The 24,579-nt window shown below is 35.0% G+C and carries 18 protein-coding genes; 6 read left to right on the top strand and 12 right to left on the bottom strand.

Going from position 1 to position 24,579, the window contains the following annotated elements:
* Positions 1-23 precede the first annotated feature (23 nt).
* The 6 genes from FLP_RS22375 to fucP form a co-directional block, all read right to left on the bottom strand.
* The gene (locus FLP_RS22375) at positions 24-629 is read right to left on the bottom strand and encodes a hypothetical protein (protein ID WP_065451710.1); all 606 of its coding nucleotides are present in this window, start codon (positions 627-629) and stop codon (positions 24-26) included.
* A gap of 180 nt (positions 630-809) precedes the next feature.
* Complete coding sequence (locus FLP_RS22370; RefSeq protein WP_065451709.1) at positions 810-1,643, bottom strand: amidohydrolase family protein; 834 nt, start codon at positions 1,641-1,643, stop codon at positions 810-812.
* 31 nt (positions 1,644-1,674) lie between these two features.
* Positions 1,675-2,523 (bottom strand): fumarylacetoacetate hydrolase family protein, encoded by an 849-nt coding sequence (locus FLP_RS22365; protein ID WP_065451708.1) that lies wholly within the window; start codon positions 2,521-2,523, stop codon positions 1,675-1,677.
* Between the two features lie 51 nt (positions 2,524-2,574).
* Positions 2,575-3,339, bottom strand: a complete 765-nt coding sequence (locus tag FLP_RS22360) for an SDR family NAD(P)-dependent oxidoreductase (protein WP_065451707.1) — start codon at positions 3,337-3,339, stop codon at positions 2,575-2,577.
* Between the two features lie 36 nt (positions 3,340-3,375).
* Positions 3,376-5,031 (bottom strand): UxaA family hydrolase, encoded by a 1,656-nt coding sequence (locus tag FLP_RS22355; RefSeq protein WP_065451706.1) that lies wholly within the window; start codon positions 5,029-5,031, stop codon positions 3,376-3,378.
* 9 nt (positions 5,032-5,040) lie between these two features.
* Positions 5,041-6,324 (bottom strand): L-fucose:H+ symporter permease, encoded by a 1,284-nt coding sequence (gene fucP, locus FLP_RS22350; RefSeq protein ID WP_065451705.1) that lies wholly within the window; start codon positions 6,322-6,324, stop codon positions 5,041-5,043.
* 109 nt (positions 6,325-6,433) lie between these two features.
* Between fucP and FLP_RS22345 the strand changes: the two genes are divergently transcribed.
* A complete protein-coding gene (locus tag FLP_RS22345) occupies positions 6,434-7,300 on the top strand; it encodes an AraC family transcriptional regulator (RefSeq protein ID WP_065451704.1) in 867 nt (288 codons plus the stop codon).
* 168 nt (positions 7,301-7,468) lie between these two features.
* Here the strand turns inward: FLP_RS22345 and FLP_RS22340 are convergent, their stop codons facing one another.
* The 5 genes from FLP_RS22340 to FLP_RS22320 all read right to left on the bottom strand — a co-directional run bounded on the left by FLP_RS22340 (position 7,469) and on the right by FLP_RS22320 (position 13,607).
* Positions 7,469-8,248 carry an L-fucose dehydrogenase gene (locus tag FLP_RS22340; protein WP_065451703.1) on the bottom strand — a complete coding sequence of 260 codons (780 nt, stop codon included), beginning with the start codon at positions 8,246-8,248 and terminating at the stop codon, positions 7,469-7,471.
* Between the two features lie 104 nt (positions 8,249-8,352).
* A complete protein-coding gene (locus tag FLP_RS22335) occupies positions 8,353-10,038 on the bottom strand; it encodes a sodium/sugar symporter (RefSeq protein ID WP_065451702.1) in 1,686 nt (561 codons plus the stop codon).
* Positions 10,039-10,261: 223 nt separating this feature from the next.
* Positions 10,262-11,317 (bottom strand): UDP-glucose--hexose-1-phosphate uridylyltransferase, encoded by a 1,056-nt coding sequence (locus FLP_RS22330; RefSeq protein ID WP_065451701.1) that lies wholly within the window; start codon positions 11,315-11,317, stop codon positions 10,262-10,264.
* 16 nt (positions 11,318-11,333) lie between these two features.
* Entirely contained in the window at positions 11,334-12,494 is a 1,161-nt protein-coding gene (gene galK / locus FLP_RS22325; RefSeq protein WP_065451700.1) for a galactokinase, read from the bottom strand.
* 57 nt (positions 12,495-12,551) lie between these two features.
* Positions 12,552-13,607: an aldose epimerase family protein gene (locus tag FLP_RS22320; protein WP_065451699.1), complete on the bottom strand. Its 1,056-nt coding sequence runs from the start codon at positions 13,605-13,607 to the stop codon at positions 12,552-12,554.
* Positions 13,608-13,709: 102 nt separating this feature from the next.
* On the opposite strand from FLP_RS22320, the gene FLP_RS22315 reads away from it, so the two are divergent.
* The 3 genes from FLP_RS22315 (at position 13,710) to fsa (ending at position 18,047) form a co-directional block, all read left to right on the top strand.
* Positions 13,710-14,708, top strand: a complete 999-nt coding sequence (locus tag FLP_RS22315) for a GntR family transcriptional regulator (protein WP_065451698.1) — start codon at positions 13,710-13,712, stop codon at positions 14,706-14,708.
* 618 nt (positions 14,709-15,326) lie between these two features.
* Positions 15,327-17,381 carry a transketolase family protein gene (locus FLP_RS22310; RefSeq protein ID WP_065451697.1) on the top strand — a complete coding sequence of 685 codons (2,055 nt, stop codon included), beginning with the start codon at positions 15,327-15,329 and terminating at the stop codon, positions 17,379-17,381.
* 9 nt (positions 17,382-17,390) lie between these two features.
* Complete coding sequence (fsa, locus tag FLP_RS22305; protein ID WP_065451696.1) at positions 17,391-18,047, top strand: fructose-6-phosphate aldolase; 657 nt, start codon at positions 17,391-17,393, stop codon at positions 18,045-18,047.
* Positions 18,048-18,539: 492 nt separating this feature from the next.
* Here the strand turns inward: fsa and FLP_RS22300 are convergent, their stop codons facing one another.
* Complete coding sequence (locus FLP_RS22300; protein WP_065451695.1) at positions 18,540-19,229, bottom strand: NUDIX hydrolase; 690 nt, start codon at positions 19,227-19,229, stop codon at positions 18,540-18,542.
* 551 nt (positions 19,230-19,780) lie between these two features.
* Between FLP_RS22300 and FLP_RS22295 the strand changes: the two genes are divergently transcribed.
* Both FLP_RS22295 and FLP_RS22290 read left to right on the top strand, forming a co-directional pair.
* A complete protein-coding gene (locus tag FLP_RS22295) occupies positions 19,781-22,837 on the top strand; it encodes a SusC/RagA family TonB-linked outer membrane protein (protein WP_065451694.1) in 3,057 nt (1,018 codons plus the stop codon).
* 30 nt (positions 22,838-22,867) lie between these two features.
* Positions 22,868-24,448: a RagB/SusD family nutrient uptake outer membrane protein gene (locus FLP_RS22290; protein ID WP_065451693.1), complete on the top strand. Its 1,581-nt coding sequence runs from the start codon at positions 22,868-22,870 to the stop codon at positions 24,446-24,448.
* The last annotated feature ends 131 nt before the right edge of the window (positions 24,449-24,579 follow it).

Here is a 24,579-nt window from a genome sequence, read left to right as displayed (position 1 = left end):
AAAAAATATTCTGTAGGAATATTTTATTTGAATGCTTTTTTTAATAAAAGCTTAGACAGTGATTTTGCTGTTTTGGCGTAACCTTCTCCAATTCGGGTTTCATTATTAAAATTACTTCCCCATTGATCTCCAGGTGCTTCTTCACTTGTGATTTCTAATAGAACATTAGATTTGTTGGCAGTTTCAACAAATTTTAAGTTAGTTGTAACTTTTGCAGGCTGTTTCATAATTCCTGCATCCCAGCCTGGGTAAATCCATACTGTTTGTACAATTAAAGTATAAGGAGTATTTAATTCTTCCTGAAAATTTACTTCTTTTCCGGCTTTTGTCATTACAATATTTCCTATCTCTAAAAATTTTGGCGTCCAGATTTGCTCTTTTGCAACGGCCCATCTTTTGTACCAAAGATTTCCGTTTCCTTTTGCTTTTTTATCTAAATCAGCTTTGTGCTCTTCAACATATTGTGCTTCGGGTTTATTTTCTTTCATCATAGTAAAATTACTATAATCAAATTCGGTGTTGATTTGTTTTTGGTCTTTCAGAAAATCAAAATTTCCCTGAACGATTTTCATGTCTTGAGAAAATACAACTCCAGAGATAAGGAACAATGCAAATGCTAGTTTTTTCATTTTTTTTAATTAATTTTTTAACAATTAAAGCGGTTAAATATAGATAAAAATAAACAACTAAAAACAATATTTTTCCTGTTAATTATTAATAATAATAAACTTGATAATATTAGAACCAAAAAAAAGATCATCCTTTACAGACGGTCTTTCATTCTTCAAAAAATAAATATTAAGTAAAAACTATACTTCTAAATTATAAAAACTCAAGGCGTTATTTCCCCAAAAAGCATTTTGATCCATAACAGAAAACGATGAAAAATAGTTTTCCATTAAGGCAATTACTTCAGGATAATTTGCAGACAATAAACAAACAGGCCAATCGCTTCCAAACATTAAACGGTTTATCGAGAAGTTTTCTGTAACAATGTCCAGCGCGGTTTTAAAATCTTCGGGTTTCCAGTTGTGCCAATGCGCTTCTGTAACTAAGCCCGAAACTTTGCAAAATACGTTTGGGTTTTTCGCAATAACGCGAACCATTTTTTCAAATGCGGTGAAATCACTTTTCTTAAAATCCGGTTTTGCCAAATGATCAATTACAAAATGTTGTTCTGGAAACTTATTTATAAATTCTGCTACAAATGGCCATTGCTGAGAACCAATTAAAATATCATATGTAAAATTATACTTTGTTAATTTGTCGATTCCGTTGCAAAAATCTTTTTGCAGCATAAATTCAGGATTTGTTTCTGCCTGAAAAATATGCCGGAATCCTTTTAGTTTTTTAAAACCTGAAAAATATTCTAAACGTTCTTCAATATTAGGATCTTTAAAATCTACCCAGCCAACAACAGCTTTTATGAACTCATTTTCACTGGTCAATTGGAGCAGAAAATGAGTTTCTTTTTCGCTTTGATCTGCCTGAACCGCAATACAACCGTCAAAGTTGTTTTGGCTTAAAAGAGGTTCTACATCCTGAGGCAGGAAATCCTTTTGTATAACCGCCATTTCAGGAGTAATCCAGGCTTCTTTTACAGGGTCATATTTCCAAAAATGTTGGTGGCTGTCGATTTTCATTTTTACAGATTAATTTGTAAAAAGCAATTTTTTAATAAGCTACGGCAACTTGTTTACTTGTGCCTAATCCTTCAATACTTAATTCGATTACGTCTCCCGCTTTGATGTAAACAGGGTCTGGTTTTATACCCAGACCAACACCAGGAGGCGTTCCCGTACTTACAACATCGCCCGGTAAAAGTGTCATGAACTGACTTAAATAATGAATCAAAAACGGAATTTTAAAAATCAAATTAGAAGTATTACTGTTCTGGAATTTTTTACCATTTACAGTAAGCCACATGGATAAATTGTTGACATCTTCAATTTCATCCGCAGTTGCCAAAATTGGTCCAAGGGGAGCAAATGTATCACATCCTTTTCCTTTCGCCCATTGTCCACCGCGCTCGATCTGAAAAGCTCTTTCGCTATAATCATTCAATAAACAATAACCGGCAAGATAATCCAGCGCATCTTCTTCGGCAACATAACTGGCTTTTTTACCTACAACAAAAGCAAGTTCTACTTCCCAGTCGGTTTTGTCGCTGTTTTTAGGAATGATTAAATTATCATTTGGTCCGCATAGCGAAGTTGTCGATTTAAAGAAAATAATTGGTTCTTCCGGAATTGCAGCGCCAGTTTCTTCGCAATGATCTACATAATTCAATCCAATACATATAATTTTTGATGGTCGTGCCACTGGCGAACCCAATCGGATATCGTTGCTTACTTCAGGAAATGAAGTGCTGTTTTTTAAGGCTTCTTGTAATTTTGCAAGACCGTCATTTTCAAAAAAAGCTTCGTTATAATCAGTTACTATAGACGAAACATCTATTCGTTTGTCATTTATTAAGACTCCTGGTTTTTCCTGACCAGCTTCTCCAAATCGTATTAGTTTCATGTTCTCTTTTTTTTAATCGTATTATATTTTTATAACTATAAAAGTCGTTTTTTAATTGTTCAGTTTGATAAAACCGCCATCAATAGGGTAATCAGAGCCGGTAATAAAGGAAGATTCATCGCTGCAAAGAAACAAAGCAAGCATTGCTATTTCTTCCGGTTTCCCCATACGGCCAATAGGTTGTGACTGGGATAATTTTTCGAATATTTCGGTTTCTTGTCCCGGATAATTTTTCGAAATAAATCCGTCAACAAATGGTGTATGTACTCTTGCGGGAGATATCGAATTGCATCTGATATTTTCTTTTAAGTAATCTTTTGCTACAGATAATGTCATGGCCATAACTGCGCCTTTTGCTGTAGAATAGGCAAATCTATCCGGAATTCCGACCCAGCAGGCAATAGAAGCCAGGTTTAAAATAACTCCTCCGCCAGCATTTTTTAGTGCCGGGATTGATGCATGCAGACAATTGTAAACGCCTTTTAAATTAACATTCATGATGCGGTCAAAATCAGATTCAGAGGTGGTGTCTACTTTACCAACGTGAGCAATTCCTGCATTGTTTACTAAAATATGAACAGCTCCTATTTTTTCGAAAGTAGCTTTTACTTCCTGATGATTGGCAACATCACAGGCATGAGCAAAAACAATTCCTCCGTTTGATTCTATTTCTTCGACGGTATTTTTTGCACTTTCCAGAGTCAGTTCTAAAACATGAACTTCGGCTCCTTGCTTGGCAAACAAAACAGAAATGGCTCTTCCAATTCCGCTTCCGCCTCCAGTGATAATTGCTTTTTTATTTTTTAATGAAAACATTTGACTTAAATTAAAAGTTATTTTTTTGATTGGATTTTATAAAGATACGCCTCGTTTCCACGGAATAAAATCATCCTGATTCAATTGTACCGCTTTCGGAATAATTTCTCCACTGGCTGCTTTGATGCAATAGTCCAGAATTTCTTCGCCCATTTCTTCTATCGATTTTTCACCACTGATAATTGGGCCGCAATCAATATCGATAATATCGCTCATTTTTGTTGCCAGAACGGAGTTCGTTGCTACTTTTATTACAGGACAAACCGGGTTTCCTGTTGGGGTTCCTAATCCTGTGGTAAATAAAATCAAGGTAGCGCCTGAAGCTGCTTTTCCGGTTGTAGCTTCTACATCATTTCCGGGCGTGCAAACCAGACTTAATCCTGATTTGGTTACTAATTCAGTATAATCTAAAACATCAACAACGGGCGATGTCCCTCCTTTTTTGGCAGCACCGGCACTTTTTATAGCATCTGTTATTAAGCCATCTTTTATATTTCCCGGAGAAGGATTCATATGAAAACCGGAACCTACTTTATGTGCCAAAGCATCATAGGATTCCATTAAATCAATAAATTTTTCGGCAGTTTCTTTAGTAATGCAACGGTCAATTAAATTCTGTTCGGCACCGCATAATTCGGGAAATTCGGCTAAAAGAATTTTTCCGCCCAAAGCGACAACCAAATCAGAAGTGTAACCAACAGCTGGATTTGCTGATACTCCGCTGAAACCGTCACTTCCACCGCATTTTACACCAATGCATAATTCGCTTAAAGGAGCATCTGTTCTTTCGTATTTGTTAATTTCTATTAAACCTTCAAATGTTTTTTTGATGGCGTTTGTAATTAAAGCTTCTTCGCTTTCGGCTTGCTGTTGTTCGAAAATCAATAAAGGTTTGTCGAATTGAGGATTTTGTTTTTTTACATCATTTACAAAATCCTGCACTTGCAAATGCTGACATCCTAAACTCAATAACGTTATTCCGCCTACGTTTGGATGGTTGGCGTATGAGGCCAGTAAAGCACTCAAAGTGGCAGAGTCCTGACGTGTACCGCCACAACCACCCTGATGATTTAAAAATTTTATTCCGTCGACATTTTCAAAAACACGATTGTTTTTTGGTGTTGGATTGAGTTCAATATTGATGCTTTCAATATCTTCTCCGTTGAGGTAACCCTGTAATAATTCCTGTGTATACTGATTGTATTTGTCACTCACGGCATAACCTAGCTGATTATGAAGCGCTTCTTTAATGACATCTAAATTTCTGTTTTCACAAAAAACAGTTGGAACAAAAAGCCAGTAATTGGCAGTTCCAACCCGACCGTCATTTCGTTTATAACCTTTAAACGTTTTGATTTTATATTTAGAAACATCCGGAGCCTGCCATTCGTAAGAGGCATTTCTGTAAGCGTAAGGATCGGCTGCGTGTTTTAAATTTTCGGTGGTCATCAGGCTTCCTTTGCTGATGTCATTTTGTACTTTTCCTACCAGAACGCCATACATAATTACTTCTTGCCCCTTGATCATATCCTGGGTGTAGAATTTATGTTTTGCTTTGATGAGGTCTTGCAGAACGAATGTTTCAGCTTCAAAAGTGATGCTTTCTCCTTTTTGCAAGTCAGATAAAGCGACCAGTACATTATCGTCTGGATGCAGTTTTACGACTTGCTTTTTTGTTTTATTCTCGGGCATGATATTGTTTTATTGTCTGGTTTGTTGTTGTCCTTTGTAAGCAAAAAGGGCAATTATTAAAAATGAAATTAAAGGAACAATGTATCCGTTCTGAATGCTTCCGGTATGATCTGAGATGGCACCTAAAATTGGTGGCAGGATTGCGCCGCCCACAATAGACATTACGATTAAGGAAGATCCTATTTTTGTGTTATGGGCAAGTCCGTCGATTCCCATCGAGAAAATAGTAGGGAACATGATACTCATAAAAAATGCGATAGCTATTAGAGTATAAACCACTAACATTCCGCTGCCTAAAATGGCTATGATGCAAAGGATGACATTAATAAAAGAATACAGAAATAATAGTTTTTTTGGTTCGACAAATTTCATGAAATAGGTTCCTGCAAAACGTCCAATCATGAAAAACAATCCAAAAAGTCCCAAATATTTAGCTGCGGATGATTCCGATAAATTAGCCGATGTTGTGGCCATTTTTATAAAAAAGCTACCTACGCAAACCTGAGCGCCAACATAGAAAAACTGCGCTAAAATTCCCCATTTTAATTTTATGGATTTAAAAGCTTCTTTAAAACTGCTGGTTTCTGTTGTTGATTTTTCTTTTACATCGGGCATGGGTGTAAAATAGAAAATGACTGTTATGACTAAAATAATTAATCCTAAAGTTAAGTACGGCATTTTTACACTGGCGGCTTCGGCTACTACATAAGCATGCATTTGGGCATCTGACATTGCGTTTGCTTCTGCAGCCGATAAGGTTTTGTTGGATAAAATTAGCGGACCAATATACGCGGGTGCAATATACGCGGCAAGACCATTAAAGGATTGTGCAAAATTAAGTCGTTGTGTAGCGGTTTCCGGCGGTCCTAAAATGGTAACATACGGATTTGCTGCGGTTTCTAAAAAGGTCAATCCGCAGGCAATGATAAATAATGCTCCCAGAAAATAACTGTATTCGAGTGAGTTTGCTGCGGGAACAAATAAAACAGAACCAATCCCGAAAAAAAGCAGCCCAACAAGAATGCCTGATTTGTAGCCGTATTTTCTCATGATATAACCCGCGGGCAATGCCATGGCGAAATAAGCGATAAAAACAGAGGAGTCTACAAGCGAAGATTCAAAGTCTGTTAGATTGAACGCTTTTCGCAAATGCGGAATTAAAATAGGATCCAGATTATGAACAAATCCCCAAAAGAAAAACAAGCTTGTTACTAAAATATAGGGCAATAACCATTTTTTTGAAGTTTTGACCTTTACATTAGAATCAGACTCTGTAAAAACGGCTTCTTTCATAATTTTTTGGGATTATTTTTGTGTTTAATAAAATTTAAAATTATAATTTTTAAAGCTTATTTAATAATCCGATATTATCCTTGTTTAATCTTTAATTATCTTTGTCTTCATGAAATTAGAGCAAACTAAAATAACATCTTACACCAATTCGACCGTTTCGGTTCTTAACCGTGAGGAATCGTTTTTTCAATCGCCGTTTCATTCACATCCTGAACTGGAATTGGTTTATGTAAAAGAGAGTTTTGGAAAGCGTATCATTGGTAATTCGGTTATGCCTTTTGAGCCGGGCGATATGGTTTTTCTGGGATCAGATCTTCCGCATGTTTGGCTGAATGATGAAATGTATTATCAGGGAATTTCGACTTTAAAAGCAAATGCAATTGTGGTCTATTTTAGCAAAGATATTTTTGGACCTGCTTTTTACGAATTAAAAGAAACACAAAAAATAAACGAGTTGTTTTTTCAGGCAGGAAAGGGAATTTCGATTATTGGAAAAACAAATAAACAGATCGCTAAAAAATTAGAAAAGCTTATCCTGAAAAAAGATTTTGAAGTGATTATTGGTCTTTTCGAAATTTTATCAATGCTTTCAGAAAGTCAGGATCGGGTTTATATCAATAATGAAGCTTATTCTACGGCACATAAAGATTCTAAGAAAGACAGACTTTCGGAAGTTTTTCAGTATGTAAATGAAAATTATAAAAAAGATATTGTCCTGATTGAAATTGCCGCAATTGCTAATATGACACCCACTTCTTTCTGTAGAATGTTTAAACTAAAAACAAAGAAAAGTTTTGTAGAATATTTAAACGAAATCAGGGTTTCAAAGGCTTGCAAGTTTTTATTAGAAACCGATTTGAGCATGTCTGAGATCGCCTATGAATGCGGCTATAAAACGGCCTCTAACTTTAATAAACTGTTTAAAAAATTTATGGGAATGACACCCAGCGAATTTAAAAAGAGCGCTAGTGTTTAGGTAAATTAATTTTTATTGGCTCCAAAAAAAATAACCACAAATTCCACAAATTTTCACGAATTAGTTTGTGTGAATTTGCGCAATTTGTGGTTGAAATTATGTTTTCTAACCTAACGGACTTTAAGTCTCTAATAAAACCTATGGACTTCAAATCTATAGTGATTTGGTTTAAATCGAACGGTCTAAATGAGTGTAACCTCCATCAACATAAATAATTTGTCCTGTAGTGTGACTCGATCTTTCGGATAAAAGAAAAACCACCATATTGGCAATTTCATCTACCGTTGTCATTCTGTTTTCGAAAGGAATATTTTTTGTGATAGCGGCCAGTTTTTCTTCTTTATTTTCGAAAGTATTAATCCAGGTTTCATAAAGAGGCGTGAAGCATTCTGCTACTACAACCGCATTTACACGAATACTATATTTTAATAATTCGACAGCCCATTCTCTGGTTAAGGCATTTCGTCCTCCGTTTGAAGCCGCATAAGCAGAAGTTCCTCCTTGTCCGGTTTCGGCAGTTTTTGAGCCAATATTCACTATCGCTCCTTTAGATTCAATTAAATAAGGCAAAGCATGTTGTGCCATTAGATAATAATGAATTAAATTTTTATGCAAAGAGGCAACAAAGTCTTCATAGTTTCCTTTTTCCAAACCAACTCCGTCATTTACGCCGGCATTGTTGACTAATCCGTCAATTCTGCCGCATTGTTTGATAACAGCTTCAATTGCTTTTTTACAGTCTTCCGGTTTTGTTAAGTCGGCAACAACCTGAAACGCTTCTTTCCCTGAAGCTTTAATTTCGTTTACTGCTTTATTATTGTCTTCTTCATTTCGGCCAACAATAAAAGGGGTGGCGCCTTCGCCTGCTAATACATTACAAATGCCAAGCCCAATTCCTTTTGCACCGCCTGTTACTATGATAATTTTATTGGTAAGGGATAGTTGCATGTTGTTTTTATTTAAAGATGAAAAATACAAACTAGTTTATAATTTTATAGCTGTTGCCTTTACGACAACAGCTATAAAAATAGAGAGAATTAAAACGTTCTATTTTACCAGAACTTAACGTATAAAGCTACAATCACTAATAATGTAATTACGATTAAAACTGTAGTTTGTGGTTTTACTTTAAACATTTCAGCATCGATTTCAAACGCTTTAGGATTTACTTTTGGACCTGCAAAACTGATTGCAATCATCGCTAACATTGTAAAGAAGAATGATAATCCCATACAAATATGGAAAGGAATTTCGAATGCACCTTTTCCGTTAGGATAAGCTGTGTATAGTAAAGTTTCGTTTCCAAATAACATTGGAGCATATTCGTTGAATAATACAGATAAAACAAATCCTAAAATTACACCTACAATTGCTGCAGTTCCAGTTGTTCTTTTCCAGAACATACCAAGGAAGAACATCGCAAATACACCTGGGCTAATGAATCCTGTATATTTTTGGATGTAGGTAAATCCACCAACTCCGCCAATTCCTAAGATATCATTCCATGTAAATAAAACAGCTAAAAGCATTGCGGCAAAAACGGCAATTCTACCAATGTTTACTTGTTGTTTTTCGCCAGCATCTTTCTGGATGTATTTTTTATGAATATCTAAAGTATAAATAGTCGAGATACTGTTTACTTTTCCGGCTAATGAAGCTACGATTGCAGCAGTTAAAGCCGCTACAGAAAGTCCTTTTAATCCTGTTGGCAAGAAAGTCAATACAGCAGAATAAGCTCCGTCTTTTCCTCCAACTAATTGAGGTAAATGCCCGTTTACGTAAAGTACATAAGCAGCAATACCAGGTAACATTACGATTAATGGCATTAATAATTTTAGCATACCTGCAAATAAAATACCTGTACGAGCCGTTTGTAAATCAGCACCAAGAGCTCTTTGTGTGATGTATTGGTTACAACCCCAGTAGTTTAAGTTAATGATCCAGATACCGGCAAGGTAAGACATCAAACCAGGGAAAGTTAAATATTTATCAATTTCAAGCTGAGAAGAATTTGCAGTTGGTTTTGGAATAATCATTTTGAAATGCTCAGGAGCTTCTCTCATTAAAACTTTGAAACCGGCAATAGCATTTTCACCTACTCCAAAATATTGTCCAACAGTTGTAAGGGCGATATATGAAGTTACCAAACCACCAATGATCAAAACTGCAACCTGAATAACATCTGTATAAGCAACCACTTTCATACCTCCTAAAGAAATGAATAATGCGAATACTGCTAAACCTATCATGATCACGTGCAGGTATTCTCCACCGGCTAAACCATTAATAGCAACAGCTCCTAAATAAAGGATAGAAGTTAAGTTTACAAATACATATAAAAACAACCAGAAAACCGCCATAATCAATGCAGTAGATTCGTTGTAACGTGTTTTTAAGAATTGAGGCATCGTGTAAATCTTATTTTTAAGATATACAGGAATGAACCAAACTGCTACAATAATCAAAGCAATAGCAGCAAGCCACTCGTAAGCTGCAACAGCGATTCCTAAAAAGAAACCTTCACCGCTCATCCCGATGAACTGTTCAGCTGAAATATTTGAGGCAATTAAAGATGCTCCAATAGCCCACCAGGTTAAGTTTCCTTCGGCCAAAAAGTAAGCCTTAGCATCTTGTTCGTCTTGTTTACGTTTGCGGTAAACCGTATAACCGTAGGCAGAAACTACGATAAAATAAATAATAAAAACCGCATAATCTGCGAAAGCGAGGTTCTGGTTCATTGTTAGTAGTATTTTAAAAATTAGTATAGGTGATTGTTTGTTTAATTTGGTTTAAAATGTGATATGTGTTTTTATTCTGTTATTTTTTTATTAAAATAAGAACGAAGCCAAAAGTAAAATAAATAATTATAAATACAGCATTTACAAATGTGTTTTTTACATTTATAAATTAATTATTGTGTTAAATTTTAAAATGACTTTATTATAAATGGACTTTTAGACCTTATTTGCCAGCCGATTTATAATGCACATCAGATTGTTGTCTTAAAATTTCGGCACTTTTTTCAGGTGTAATATCACGCTGCGATTCGCCTAACATTTCATATCCAACCATGAATTTTTTAACTGTTGCCGAACGCAATAATGGCGGATAAAAATGCATGTGGAAATGCCATTCAGGATGGTCTAAACCATCTGTTGGTGACTGGTGAATTCCTGATGAATAGGGGAATGAAGTACTAAATAAATTGTCGTACTTAATCGTTAATTGTTTTAAAATTGTAGCGAACGCCTTCACTTCTTCAGCTGTAAAATCAGTAATTTTATTAAGAGCTCTTTTGCTGATGATCATAGTTTCGTAAGGCCAGATTGCCCAAAACGGAACTAACGCCACGAAGTGATCATTCTCGATTACAATACGTTCTCCGCTTTTCAATTCGGCTTGCAGGTAATCTTCAAGAAGTGTTCTGTTGTTTTTATCGAAATAAGATTTCAGGCTGTTTTGTGTTTTTTCCACCTGAGTTGGCAATGACGATTGCGCCCAGATTTGTCCATGCGGGTGTGGGTTACTGCAGCCCATCACGCTTCCTTTATTTTCAAAAATCTGAACGTGATTGATGTATTTTATGTTTCCTAAATCAGTGTATTCTTTTTGCCAGGTTCTGATAATATTTTCGATCCCGTCAATTTCCATTTCCGGTAACGTAAGATCGTGTCGTGGTGAAAAACAAACCACTCTCGAAATTCCCTGTTCCGGTTTTGCTTTAAAGAAAGTATGTTTGATATCTTCTTCAAAAATAATTTCGTCCTGCTTCATGGCAGCAAAATCATTTTCGAATACAAAACTGCTTTCGTAATTCGGGTTATTTAATCCGTTAGCACGAACATTTCCCGGACACAAATAACAAGTTGGGTCATATTTAGGTAATGCTTCAGTTGAAATAGTTTCATTTTGTCCTTGCCACGGGCGTTTTGCACGATGAGGTGATACTAAAACCCATTCATTAATTAAGGGATTAAAACGTCTGTGTGGATCTTCGTTAATGTCAAAATTTTTCATTGTAATTCTTGTGGTATTAAAGTAGTGTTGTTCCGTTTGAGATTTTTACATCATAAAATTTTAATTCAATCCCAAATGTATCTAAATAAAGATTTGAAAACTTACTTTTTACCTCATTTTCATGACCTTTTTTAATCAAATTGATAGTGCAGCCGCCAAAACCGCCGCCCATTAATCGGGAACCAATAATTGCATCATCAGCTTTTGCAGTATCTACAAGCATATCCAGCTCGGCACAACTTACCTCATATTCTTGCGATAAACCATAATGGGTTTCAAAAAGCAATTGTCCTAAAAGTTCTATATTTCCGTTATCCAAAGCTTCACAAGCTTTAATTACGCGGTTAATTTCTTTTACAACAAAGTGCACTCTTTTAAAAACAGTTTCACTTATTTTATCCTGAATGCTCAAAAGCTGTTCTTCAGTACAATCTCTGAAGCTTTTTATTGCAGGGAAATTTTCTTTAATAATAGCCAATCCTTGTTCGCACTCAATTCTTCGGTTATTGTATTCAGATGTAAAAAGCGAGTGTTTTACATTACTATCAAATAACACTAAAGAGTAATCTTTAAAATCAGCATTGTGATATTCAAAATCAAGTGTATTACAATCTAGTTTAATCACTTTATTTTCAAGACCGTGAACGCTCGAAAACTGATCCATGATACCACAATTGATACCTACCCAGTGTTCTGCTTTTTGTCCTAATAAAGAAATGTCAACTTTTTCAATTTTTAGATCGAAAAGTGCCGCGATTCCGAAAATCGTTCCGCATTCTAAAGCCGCAGAAGAAGATAAACCGGAACCCACAGGAATATTACTGCTAAAAACACAGTTGAAACCTTCAAACACAAATCCGTTATCCTGCAATTGTTTGATAACGCCTCGGATGTAATTGGTCCAGACCACATCGCTTAATGTGATTTTCTGAGTCAGATCAATTTCAAAATCCTCGTCTAAATCGATGGCAACTATTCGCGATTTTTTGGTATCGTTTTTCGCAAAAGCAAAACAAATTACTTTGTCTATGGCAGCGGGTAAAACATAACCGTCATTATAATCAATATGTTCCCCAATGATGTTGATTCTTCCTGGAGAAAGTACTACTTTTTGAGGAGCTGATCCAAAAGATTTCTCAAAAAAAGCAGTGGTGTTCTGTACTAAAATGTCATTCATTATGATGTAATTGAAAGGGTATTATCTTGTAATTTTTGAACTTTTCTTTAAATAATATTAGTTTATAGTTTCGAATTTATAAACCGTTGTTTGATGGTATTCTTCGCCTTTTTTCAAAACCGAATTTGGAAAATGTTGCTGATTGGGTGCATCCGGAAAATTTTGAGTTTCAAAACAAATTCCGCTTGACGCATGATATTTTGTATTTTCTTTCCCTGTTAAGGCATCAGAACATTTGCCGCCAACATATACATGTACGCTTGGCTGATCCGTATAAACACTCATTTGCAAGTTGTTTTTAGCACTGTATAATTTTGCAGCAGCATTATTTGTAGCTTCAATTACAAACGAATTGTCAATAATAGCAGGACATTTTTTTGTAGTTCTAAAATCGAAATCATGATCAGCAAGAGCCGTAAAATTTCCGCTAGGAATATTATCTGAATCTGTTTCTAACATTTTTTCGGCATCAATAAACATAGTCTGATCCAGAACATTCCCGTCATGACCATCAAGGTTAAAATAACTATGATGCGTTAAGTTGATAACCGTATCTTCTGTAGTGGTTGCTTTGTATTCCAGCTTCAGTTCGTTTTCTTCGGTCAAAGTATAAGTCAAATCAACGTGTAATTCTCCCGGAAAATTTTCATCTAAATCTTCACTCAAAAGACTCAATGTAATCGACGGATTATTGCCGGAAGTAACATTGGTAACATTCCATACTTTTTGTCCAAAACCAACATTTCCGCCATGCAATGCATTTCCGTTGTTGTTAATGTTGAGCTGATAGGTTTTATCATTTAACTTGAAAACACCTTTACTAATTCGTCCTGCATAACGGCCAACAGTCGTTCCAAAATAAGGAGCACCTGATAAAGTATACGAAGCTAGGTACGATTCTAAAGTATCAAAACCCAAAACAACATCAACAAGCTGACCATTTGAAACCGGAATTTGTAATGAAGTTACAGTAGCACCATAATTAATGACCTGAACTTTCATTCCGTTTTTATTTGATAATTCAAAAGAAAGAATTTCTTCCTTATCAGGCATTAAACCAAATGATTTAGATACAGATCCGTTTTGAAAATGCGATATTTGTTTTATTTCCATACTATTTTTGCCAAAAGTGAAATCCAAAAATAGAAACATTATTTACGTTTGCATACCAGTACCTACCAGTTTTTTGTATATTGCACCAAAATTTCCTTTTTTATGAATATTATTTCGATTCAGAATAACATTGGTTTGCCAAAATATAAGCAGATAATTCTGTCAATAGAAAAAGCAATCGAAGAAGAAAAACTTGTAAAAGGCGACCGGCTTCCCTCTGTAAATAAAGTTTGTCTGGCTTTTTCATTATCGCGTGATACTGTTTTATTAGGATACGACGAACTCAAAAAAAGAGGGATTATTTACGCCATTCCTGGCAAAGGATATTATGTAAAAAGCGTTGAAACCACTATAAAACAAAAGGTTTTTTTATTATTTGATGAATTAAATAGTTTTAAGGAAGACATTTATAATTCGTTTTTGCAACACATTGGAAAAAATGCTCAGGTCGATATTTTCTTTCATCATTTTAATGTTCCGGTTTTTCAAAAGCTTATAAACGACAGTAACGGAAATTATACAAAATACATCATTATGCCCACCAACTTAAACGATGTAGCCAGATTGATAAAAACCCTACCAGTAGGCGAAGTAATCATACTGGATCAGACCAATCCTGATTTGAAATTGTATCCCGCAATTTATCAAAATCATGAAAAAGATATTTTTGAAGGACTGCTTAAAGGAAAGTCGAGACTGGGTAAATACGAAAAGTTGATTCTTATTTTTCCCGGTTTCAGAGAACCACTCGGAATGAAAATTGGGTTTGAAGCTTTTTGTACCAAATATGATTTTGAATATGAAATCATCACTGAATTTACTGATCGCGAAATTATTCTGGGCGATTTATATATTATCCCAAATGATCGTGATTTAGTGCGCGTAATCGAAAAAGCAAGAGAAAAAAACCTGAAATTAGGAATTGATTTTGGCATTATATCCTATAACGAAACCCCGCTAAAAAAGATTGTCGCCAACGGAATTACCACAATTTCGACTCACTTTGAAACAATGGGAAAAATTTTAGCCGATATGGTCCTTAAAGGAAAGAAAGAACAAATAGAAAACAAATCATCTCTCACGATGCGCAATTCTTTGTAAAAAGAGAAAATGTTATTTTAATTGATTGGTTTATTCCCTACGGGACATCTTGGAATGTGGAGGATATTGTATTTCTACCGACATATAATCTCTACGAGATATTTCTTTTCGCATAATTATAAGAATTGTTTCCGCCAATTATTTAGATTTCTATTGGATAACTCCTCTAGGAGTTAAAGGTTGGTCGTCTTTGGTAGCCGTTGGTATAAAATTTATTCAATATTATTTTCCACGATTATTTCATCCTAATTGAATAACTCCGTTAGGAGTTAAAGGTCGGTAGCAGATTAAATTATCACACCACGCAAATGCCCCGTAGGGACATCTCTATCCAATTTCCAATCTCCCAATATGGTTTGTTTTTTATGTAACAAATCAATATCTCACAATTAGAACACTTAATATATTAAATCCCTAATTTTTTAATTAAAAAAATAAGGAAACAATTTTTTTGTTTTTGTAGAGTTATTTTATATACATTTGTAAATGTAAATTTTACACTTATTATTTGTTTTGTTTTTACTTTTAAAAATAGCATACGTTCTATTTTAAAATTCTGTAAAAAACAATACAAAACTGCTATTAAATAAACCAACCAACTTGAAATTACACTTAGAAATGAATAACAAAATAGACCAATTATCAGCAGATAATATAAGAGCTTTGGCTATTTCGATGGTCGAAAAAGCAAATTCCGGTCATCCCGGAGGATCTATGGGAGGCGCAGATTTCATGCACATTCTCTATTCTGAATATTTAAAATACGATCCTAGTGATATGAACTGGATTTTTAGAGATCGTTTTTTTATGGATGCGGGACATCTTTCGGCTTTAATGTATGCACAATATCATTTACTTGGCAATTACGAAAAATCGGATCTTGAAAATTTCAGGCAATGGGGTTCTGTAACTCCGGGACATCCTGAAATTGATGTAAAAAGAGGAATCGAAAATACATCAGGACCATTAGGTCAGGGTCATGCAATGGGCGTTGGAGCTGCCATTGCGGCTAAATTTTTATCGGCAAGATTCGAAAATTTATTCGATCATAAAATATACGGTTTTATTACAGATGGCGGCGTTCAGGAAGAAATCTCGCAAGGAGCAGGAAGAATTGCAGGACATTTAGGACTGAACAATTTCATCATGTTTTATGATTCGAATGATGTACAGCTTTCATCGATGACAGATGAGGTTACAACCGAAAATACGGCCATGAAATACGAATCATGGGGTTGGAAAGTAATTACTATCGATGGTCATAATCATACTCACATTCGTTCTGCCTTAAATGCCGCTCACGCCGAATTAGAAAGACCAACTCTAATTATTGGGCGTACCATAATGGGAAAAGGATGCGTAACGGCCGACGGAACAATGTACGAAGGACAATGCGAATTGCACGGAAAACCTATTGGAGCTACAAAAGCCAATTTCGAAAAAACATTAGTCAATTTAGGTGCAAATCCTGAAGATTCATTTGCTGTTTATAAAGAAGTTGAATCGCATTATGAAGCAATTTTAAAAAATAAAACAGCAGAAGCGGCGAACAGAAAAATACAAATTTCAGCTTGGGAAAAACAAAACCCAACACTAGCCGAAAAGATAAAACAGTTTTTTAACGGAGATTTACCTGCATTAGATTTTAGTACAATTGCTCAAAAAGCAAATGCGGCAACCCGCGATGCATCGGCGGCAGTTTTAGGATATCTGGCCGAGAATGTAGAGAACATGATCGTGTCTTCTGCCGATTTATCGAACAGCGATAAAACAGATGGTTTCCTTAAAAAATCATCGGTTTTACAAAAGAATAATTTTAGCGGAGGATTTCTTCAAGCTGGTGTTGCAGAATTAACGATGGCAGCAATCGCCAACGGAATCGCGCTTCATGGAGGAGTTATTCCTGTTGTGGCAACGTTTTTTGTGTTTTCAGATTATATGAAACCGGCAATTCGTTTGGCTGCGATTCAGGAATTACCGGTAAAATATGTCTGGACACATGATTCTTTCCGCGTAGGCGAAGATGGACCAACGCACCAGCCCATTGAGCAGGAAGCGCAAATTCGATTGTTAGAGAAAATTAAAAACCATTCCGGAGATCAGAGTTTATTGGCTTTACGCCCTGCAGATGCTGTAGAAACTTCTGTGGCCTGGCAAATGGCATTAGAAAATAAAAAAACACCAACAGGTTTAATTCTTTCGAGACAAGATATTAAGGATCTTCCAACCAACGGAAACACAAGATTTGAAGAAGCTTCTCAAGCAAAAAAAGGAGGTTATCTGGTAAAAGCAAATCAAAATCCTGATATTACTTTAATAGCAAACGGATCAGAAGTAGCAACACTTATCGAGGCAGCTAATGAACTGGAACAAAATTTTAAATTAAAAATAAATGTAGCTTCTATTATTTCAGAAGGACTTTTCAGGTCTCAGTCTTCAGAATATCAGGAAAGCGTTATCCCTAAAAATGCATTGGTTTTTGGGCTTACGGCCGGACTTCCTGTTAACTTAGAAAATCTTGTTGGCAATAACGGACAAGTATTTGGTTTAGACCATTTCGGATATTCGGCCCCGGCATCTGTTTTAGATCAGAAATTTGGATTTACAAGTGAAAATGCCCGTAAAGAAATCCTGAAATATTTAGAAAATAACAATTACAACTTATTAAAATAAAAGAAAGACATGAAATTTTTTATTGATACAGCAAACTTAAAAGATATTAAAGAAGCCAATGATTTAGGTGTTTTAGATGGTGTAACCACAAATCCTTCGTTAATGGCAAAAGAAGGAATTACCGGAGCTCAGAATATTTTAGATCATTATATAAAAATTTGCGAATTGGTAGATGGCGATGTAAGTGCCGAAGTAATCTCGACCAATTTTGAAGGTATGATTGCCGAAGGTGAAAAACTGGCGGCTTTGCATCCGCAAATTGTGGTAAAAATCCCGATGATAAAAGATGGTGTAAAAGCGATCAGGTATTTTTCGAATAAAGGAATCAGAACCAATTGTACTTTGGTATTTTCTGCAGGTCAGGCTTTATTGGCTGCAAAAGCCGGAGCAACTTATGTGTCGCCGTTTATTGGCCGCTTAGATGATGTATCGACTGACGGAATGGTGCTGATTGAAGATATCAGGCTGATTTATGATAATTTCGGTTACGAAACACAGATTTTAGCTGCTTCTGTTCGTAATGTAATGCACATTATCAATTGTGCAAAAATAGGATCAGATGTTATTACGGGACCATTAAGTGCCATCGAAGGTTTATTGAAACATCCTTTAACGGATATTGGTCTGGCCACTTTCCTTGCTGATTATCAAAAAGGAAATAGTTAATTAGAAGACTTTTTTGGCCCACGGATTAAACGGATTAAATGGGTTGTAGCAGATTTAAATTTAATGGATAGCTCAATTAAAATTTATCATACCAGTTCAATTGATAAATAAAATAACTGCAAAGATCTGTTTGTCTAAAATCCGTGACCAAAACTTAAAATAATAATTTGTTAGTTTTTAATAGTAGTTTTTTTGAAGAAAAAACCCTGAAAGTTTGTGGCTTTCAGGGTTTTGTTTTTTATAATATTATAAGCCCACGGATGGTGCGGATGATACGGATTTACACAGATTTTTTAATTTTAATTCGTCCTATTTCTGAACGAAACTAAGTAATAATTTTTCATCTTTTTTATCTCGCAGATTTAGCAGATTTTTTTTCTAAGTTTTAATCTGCCCAATCTGCTAAATCTGCGAGAGAATTTTTAGAGTTCTCCATAAAAAAAATCAGTGAAAATCAGTTTAATCCGTTAAAACCCGTGACCCAACCAATTTTTACAAATTCAATACAAAATCGTTGAGTAATTTTTCTTCGTATTTTTCTTTATTAAAAGTATACAAGTAAGATCCTTTTCGGGAAGACTGCATATCTTTTTCATCTAGTTTATTCAGAATTTCTAAAGAATTAATCTTGCTGATAAAATTACGTTTGTCCAATTCTTTACTTAAAATAGCTTCATATAATTCTAACAACTGACGCATCGTAAATTTTTCCGGCAGCAATTCAAAACCAATTGGTTTTATCGAAGTTCTGTAACGCAATCTTCTTATGGCTTGCTGTACCATTTCGTTGTGGTCAAAAATTAAATTTGGAGCGTCTGCAATACTAAACCATTGTGCGTGATAATTTTTAATAAGCTCGGCATTATGATTTTCGATATTAATCAAAGCATAATACGAAACAGAAATGGTTCTTTCTACAGGATCACGATCAATTTCGCTGTAGGCGTATAGTTGCTCCATATAAATATCGTTCAAACCCGTATACTTATTTAAGATTCTGATCGCAGCATCATCCAACACTTCATCTCGTTTTAAAAAACCTCCAATCAAAGACCATTTTCCCTTTTCAGGTTCAAAATCTCTCTTGATCAAAAGGATTTTCAGCCCTTCATTGTCGAATCCAAAAATGATACAATCTACTGCTAATAAGACTTTATCTGCAGAACTATAACTGTTTAGCATATTCAATTTTTTATTGGTAAATATATAAACTTCCTAATACGTTTCATAATTTATTAATGTGGTTTTTACACTTAATAAATTAGTCTTTCAAGAGGTTTACTAATAAGTTTTTAAGGTCAAATTTAGATTACAATTTATCTTTTTCAATCGTTTTCGAAGCCAAAAAGATCATATTTTCCTGAAAATTGAACTCGTTGTCCAAATTTAAAAGAACCTAAACAGGATTTTATTTACAAAAATAACAAAATTTTATGCTTTAAATAGCTATTAAATAACTCATTTATAAAATTTTGCGGTAACTCCTTTTTTTGAGTAAAAAGTTGCTTTTTTATAAAAAGTGTTGATTTTACACAAATTACAGTTCAAAAACGCTCTTTTTTTGAAATAATATCAATTTTTAAATGTTGATTTCACACTTAATTTGTGATATGTATTTTTTTTACGTCTTTTTTTTGCCATATTAATTTGTTTTTGAGGTTTTTTTTTAGTTAAATTTACAAATGTAAAATTAACACTTATAATTACACACTAACCAACTTAAACTAACCAGTATGATAACAAACCAAAAATTACTTTTTTACTGCAATTTTTTATTGCCAAAAAAAGAATGGCTTTTAGCATTACTTATGCTATTATTTTCCGTTAATCAAATGTCGGCTCAAGGCAAAGTGATTACCGGAATTGTTACTTCGGCGCAGGACAAACTGCCTTTGCCGGGAGTAAATATTTTGATAAAAGGAACCAAAACCGTAGCAACAACAGGTTTTGATGGAGAATTCTCGATTAAAGCATCTCCAAATGATGTTTTAGTTTTTTCATTTATAGGATTTCAAAATCAGGAATTAACAGTAGGAAACCAATCTAAAGTAAATACTGCATTGGTTGAAGACACCAACAAATTAAACGAAGTAGTCGTAATTGGGTACGGAACACAAAAGAAATCGGACTTAACAGGATCTGTAAGTGTTGTAAATATGGAATCGGCCAAAAAAACGATGACTTACGATGCTGCAAAAATGCTTCAGGGACAGGTTCCGGGAGTAACGGTACAATCATCAGGCGAGCCGGGTGGTTTTGTAAATGTAAAAATTAGAGGGATAACTTCATTCACAAACAACAATCCTCTTTTTGTTATTGATGGTATTATGGTCGATGCTCCAAATGATTTTGCACCGGGAGAAATTGAATCAATGCAGGTGCTTAAAGATGCATCATCGGCAGCTATTTATGGTGTTCGTGGAGCAAATGGAGTAGTGATTATTACAACTAAAAAAGGTAAAGCAGGTAAAACAGACGTTAAATTCAAATCTATTGTAGGACTTCAGAATGTTTCTAAAAGATGGGATGTAACAGATCGTTTGGGTTACCAACAAATTACCAGTGAAGCCGAAAGAAACAGAGATATTAGAGCAGGAGTTCCTGTAAATATTGCTCCGGGAAATAATCCGGCAAGTTCATCATACATTTCAAATGTTGATACAGACTGGCAAAAAGAATCCATGAAAACGGGTGTGATACAAAATCAGGCACTTACATTTTCAGGAGGAGCAGAAAATATTGCGTACAGCTTTAATGTTGATTATTTCAAAAACACTAGCTACTTAAAAACGCCGCAAGATTATGAAAGGCTGTCAACGAATTTGAATTTAAGTGGTAAAAAAGGAAAATTCAAATACGGGGCAAAAATTGCCTACACACAATCGGATAAGGAAATTTTTAACGAATATAACGCAGGACAAACCTTTATCAGTGATATGTTAGGTGCTGTACCAACAATGCCTGTTTACGATGCCAACAGATTAGGTGGCTACGGAGGAACAGATAACTTAACGCAAAGAGCAATCTCAATGAACCCTATTGGATATAATAATCTGATCACTAATAATGGTAAAAGAAACCGTTTTATTGGCGATATCTGGGGAGAAATTGAAATTGTTAAAGGTCTTAAATACAAATTGGATGTAAGTTATGACAGAACAGATTGGGAAAACAGAAAATTTATACCGCCAAGTGATTTAGGATGGTATTACATTACGACAAATGATGAAGCTTCTTTAGATACAGAAACGGGTAATGAGCTAAGAACGTTCTGGAATAATTTATTGACTTACGAAATTACACTAGGAAAACACAAAATTGATGCTCTTGCGGGATTGATTCAGGAAAAAAGAGACTATCACAGATATAATTCAAGAGGTGTTGGTTATACTCCGGGAGAAATTCCAATGCTTCAGTTTGCAGATGCAAGAAATGCGAGTGAATATAAATTTACCATTACAGGAATATCATACATCAGCAGATTAAATTATTCTTATGATGACAGGTATTTGTTACAGGCTAATTTCAGACAAGACAAGACATCTCTTTTTAGCGAGATCAATAATTCTGCAAACTTCTACTCTTTTTCAGGAGGCTGGAAAATTAGTAACGAAAAGTTTTTGCATTTACCAACATGGGTGAGCAATATTAAACTTAGAGGAGGTTATGGTACAATAGGAAATAATACAATTCCGCAATACTTCTTTGCTTCAACAGTAAACAATTTTGCAGGTTATGATTTCAACAACGAGCTTGCTCCCGGAACAACTGTGGTTGCAGCACTTGACCCTAATGTACACTGGGAAAAAACAACCAGTAAAAACATTGCATTAGAATTAGGATTTTTTGATAATGACTTACAATTTACAGGAGAGTATTTTATAAAAAAAGTTACAGACATGTTGGTGAATGTTCCTTTACCTTATTCTAATGGTGCTTTCCCGGCGAGTATTTTTACTAATGCGGGAGACATGCAAAATAAAGGTTTTGAGTTTGCAGCATCATACAGTAATCATCATCGTAAATTTAAATACGATATCTCAGCCAATTTTGGAACTTTAAAAAATGAAGTAACCAAAATTGGAGTAAACGGAAATCCTCTTTACGGAGCCGTATCAAAAACAGAAGTAGGAAGATCGGTGGGAGAAATTTATGCTTGGGAAGCTGTTGGTATTTTTCAAAATGCAGCCGAAGTTGCTGCTTCACCAACACAAACAGGTGCAGCTCCCGGAGATGTGAAATTTAGAGATGTAAATGGCGACGGAATCATTACAGATGCTGACAGAACTTTTCAGGGAGTATCGATTCCTAAATATGGTTTTGGATTGAATTTTAGCGCATCTTATGAAAATTTCGATTTCTCGATGTTCTGGCAAGGTAGCGGAGGTAACAAAGTTTTCAATGCAATGTACCGTAACTTAATGACAGGACAATACGGAAACCATAGTACAGATGAATTGAATTATTGGACAACAACTAATACAAATACGAATGTTCCGGCACCGGTAATTGGTGATCCAAATGGAAATAACAGAGATTCTAACAGATTCATTCAAAGTGGTGATTATGTTAGATTGCAAACAATGGAGTTGGGTTTCAATATTCCGTTGAAAGACAAATTTATCCAAAAAGCAAGAGTATATGTTAATGGTCAGAACTTATGGACTATTACCAAATATACAGGATATGACGCTGATTTTACTAGCGACGGATTGCTTTCAAGAGGATATGATGCAGGATCTTTCCCAAATCCAAGAACTATTTCTTTAGGAGTAGAGGTAAATTTCTAAACCGGTTTAACCAATTAAAAACGTATTAAAATGAAATATAAAATATATAACTATATAGCGATTTTCTTTTCACTGGCTGTTGTAACAACAAGCTGTGTTGAAAATGAAGATTTGACCCAAATTGACCCAAATAATAATGCAGTAGATTCATTTTGGAAAACAGATCAGGACGCCATTGAAGGTGTAAATGCTGCTTACGGAAGTTTATTAACAGACGGGACGTACATGAGAAGTACACCATTATTATTAGATGCCAGATCAGATGATGCCCGTACCAATAGCCCTTGGGGTTCAATGTACAATGCAGGCCACTTTAACTCTAATGTTGCCGATGCATCCATTTACGGATGGGCCTTTGAAACCTATTATCAGGGAATTTATCGTGCCAATCAGGTTTTAACGCATGTTCCGGAAATAGGTTTTCAGGATCAGGCTCTTAAAAACAGAATTTTAGGACAAGCTTATTTTTTGAGAGGATTATTTTTATTTCATGCTGTGAATTTGTTCAAAAATGTACCTGTACCAACAGAACTGGCAGTATATTATCCGCAAAAAACAGAAGCAGAAGGCTGGGCTCAGGTTATTGCCGACTTTCAGGCTGCTGCCGATTTATTACCGGTTTCTTATGATAATATTTCAGGAATAGACGGAGGTCAAAAAGGACGTGCTACAAAAGGTGCTGCCTTAGGATATTTAGGAAAAGCTTATTTATTTAATAAAGATTTTGCGAATGCTAAAACGGCTTTCAGACAAGTTATCGATTTAGGAGTATATTCGTTAGTAGCAAACTATCGCGATAACTTTACAACTGCAAACGAAAACAATTCTGAATCACTTTTCGAAGTACAATTTAGCAGAGATGCTGGCGGTGTTGATCTAGGTTGGGGCGGAGCTCCGGCTTCGGGTTGGGGAAAAACTTCAGCTCGTGCTATTACTTATGCACCAAGAGGTTTTGGTTTTACAGATGTGCAGCCTTCATGGGCATTATTTAATGAATTTCACGATGAGAAAACAAAAACAGGAGAACTTGATCCTCGTTTAGATGCCACTATATTTTATAACAAACCAGGCGGAATGAAATTGTACGGAAAAGATTTTTACACATTTTACTTTGATCCGGATCCTAAAAATACCGTACAAGCAGACTTAAATGATATATTTTGTAAAAAATACCAAAATTCTGATGGAGAATTTGCAAACGAAATGGACTGGCGTTCCGGTATCAATGAGCGTTTATTAAGATATGCAGATATTCTTTTGATGTATGCCGAGACCTTAAACGAAACAGGTGATACTCCCGGAGCATATGGATATATTCAGATGGTAAGAAACAGAGTGGGTCTTCCGGATTTAGCAACAGTAAAACCAAATATGTCGCAAGCTCAAATGAGAGAACAAATAGGTCACGAAAGATTCCTGGAGTTTCCTCTTGAAGGACACCGTTTTGATGACATTCGTCGTTGGGGATGGTTGCAGGATGCAACAAAACTAGCATGGTTAAAATCAAGAGACGCTGAGTTTAATTCGTACACAGCAGGAAGAGAATTTTATCCAATTCCGCAATTAGAAATGGATAATAATCCGGGAACAAAACAGAATGACAGTTATTAAGTTTTAAGTTTTCAGTCGCAGTCTCAGTTTAAACTGAAAACTGAGACTGCGAACTGAGACTAAAAAAAGAATTTATTTTGAATTAGTTAGAATACTTAATATCATGTAAGGGCCTAAAAATCTTTACATGA

It is taken from the genome of Flavobacterium piscis (assembly GCF_001686925.1).
Classification (GTDB): Bacteria; Bacteroidota; Bacteroidia; order Flavobacteriales; family Flavobacteriaceae; genus Flavobacterium; species Flavobacterium piscis.
This window is presented reverse-complemented; position numbering and strand designations above follow the sequence as displayed.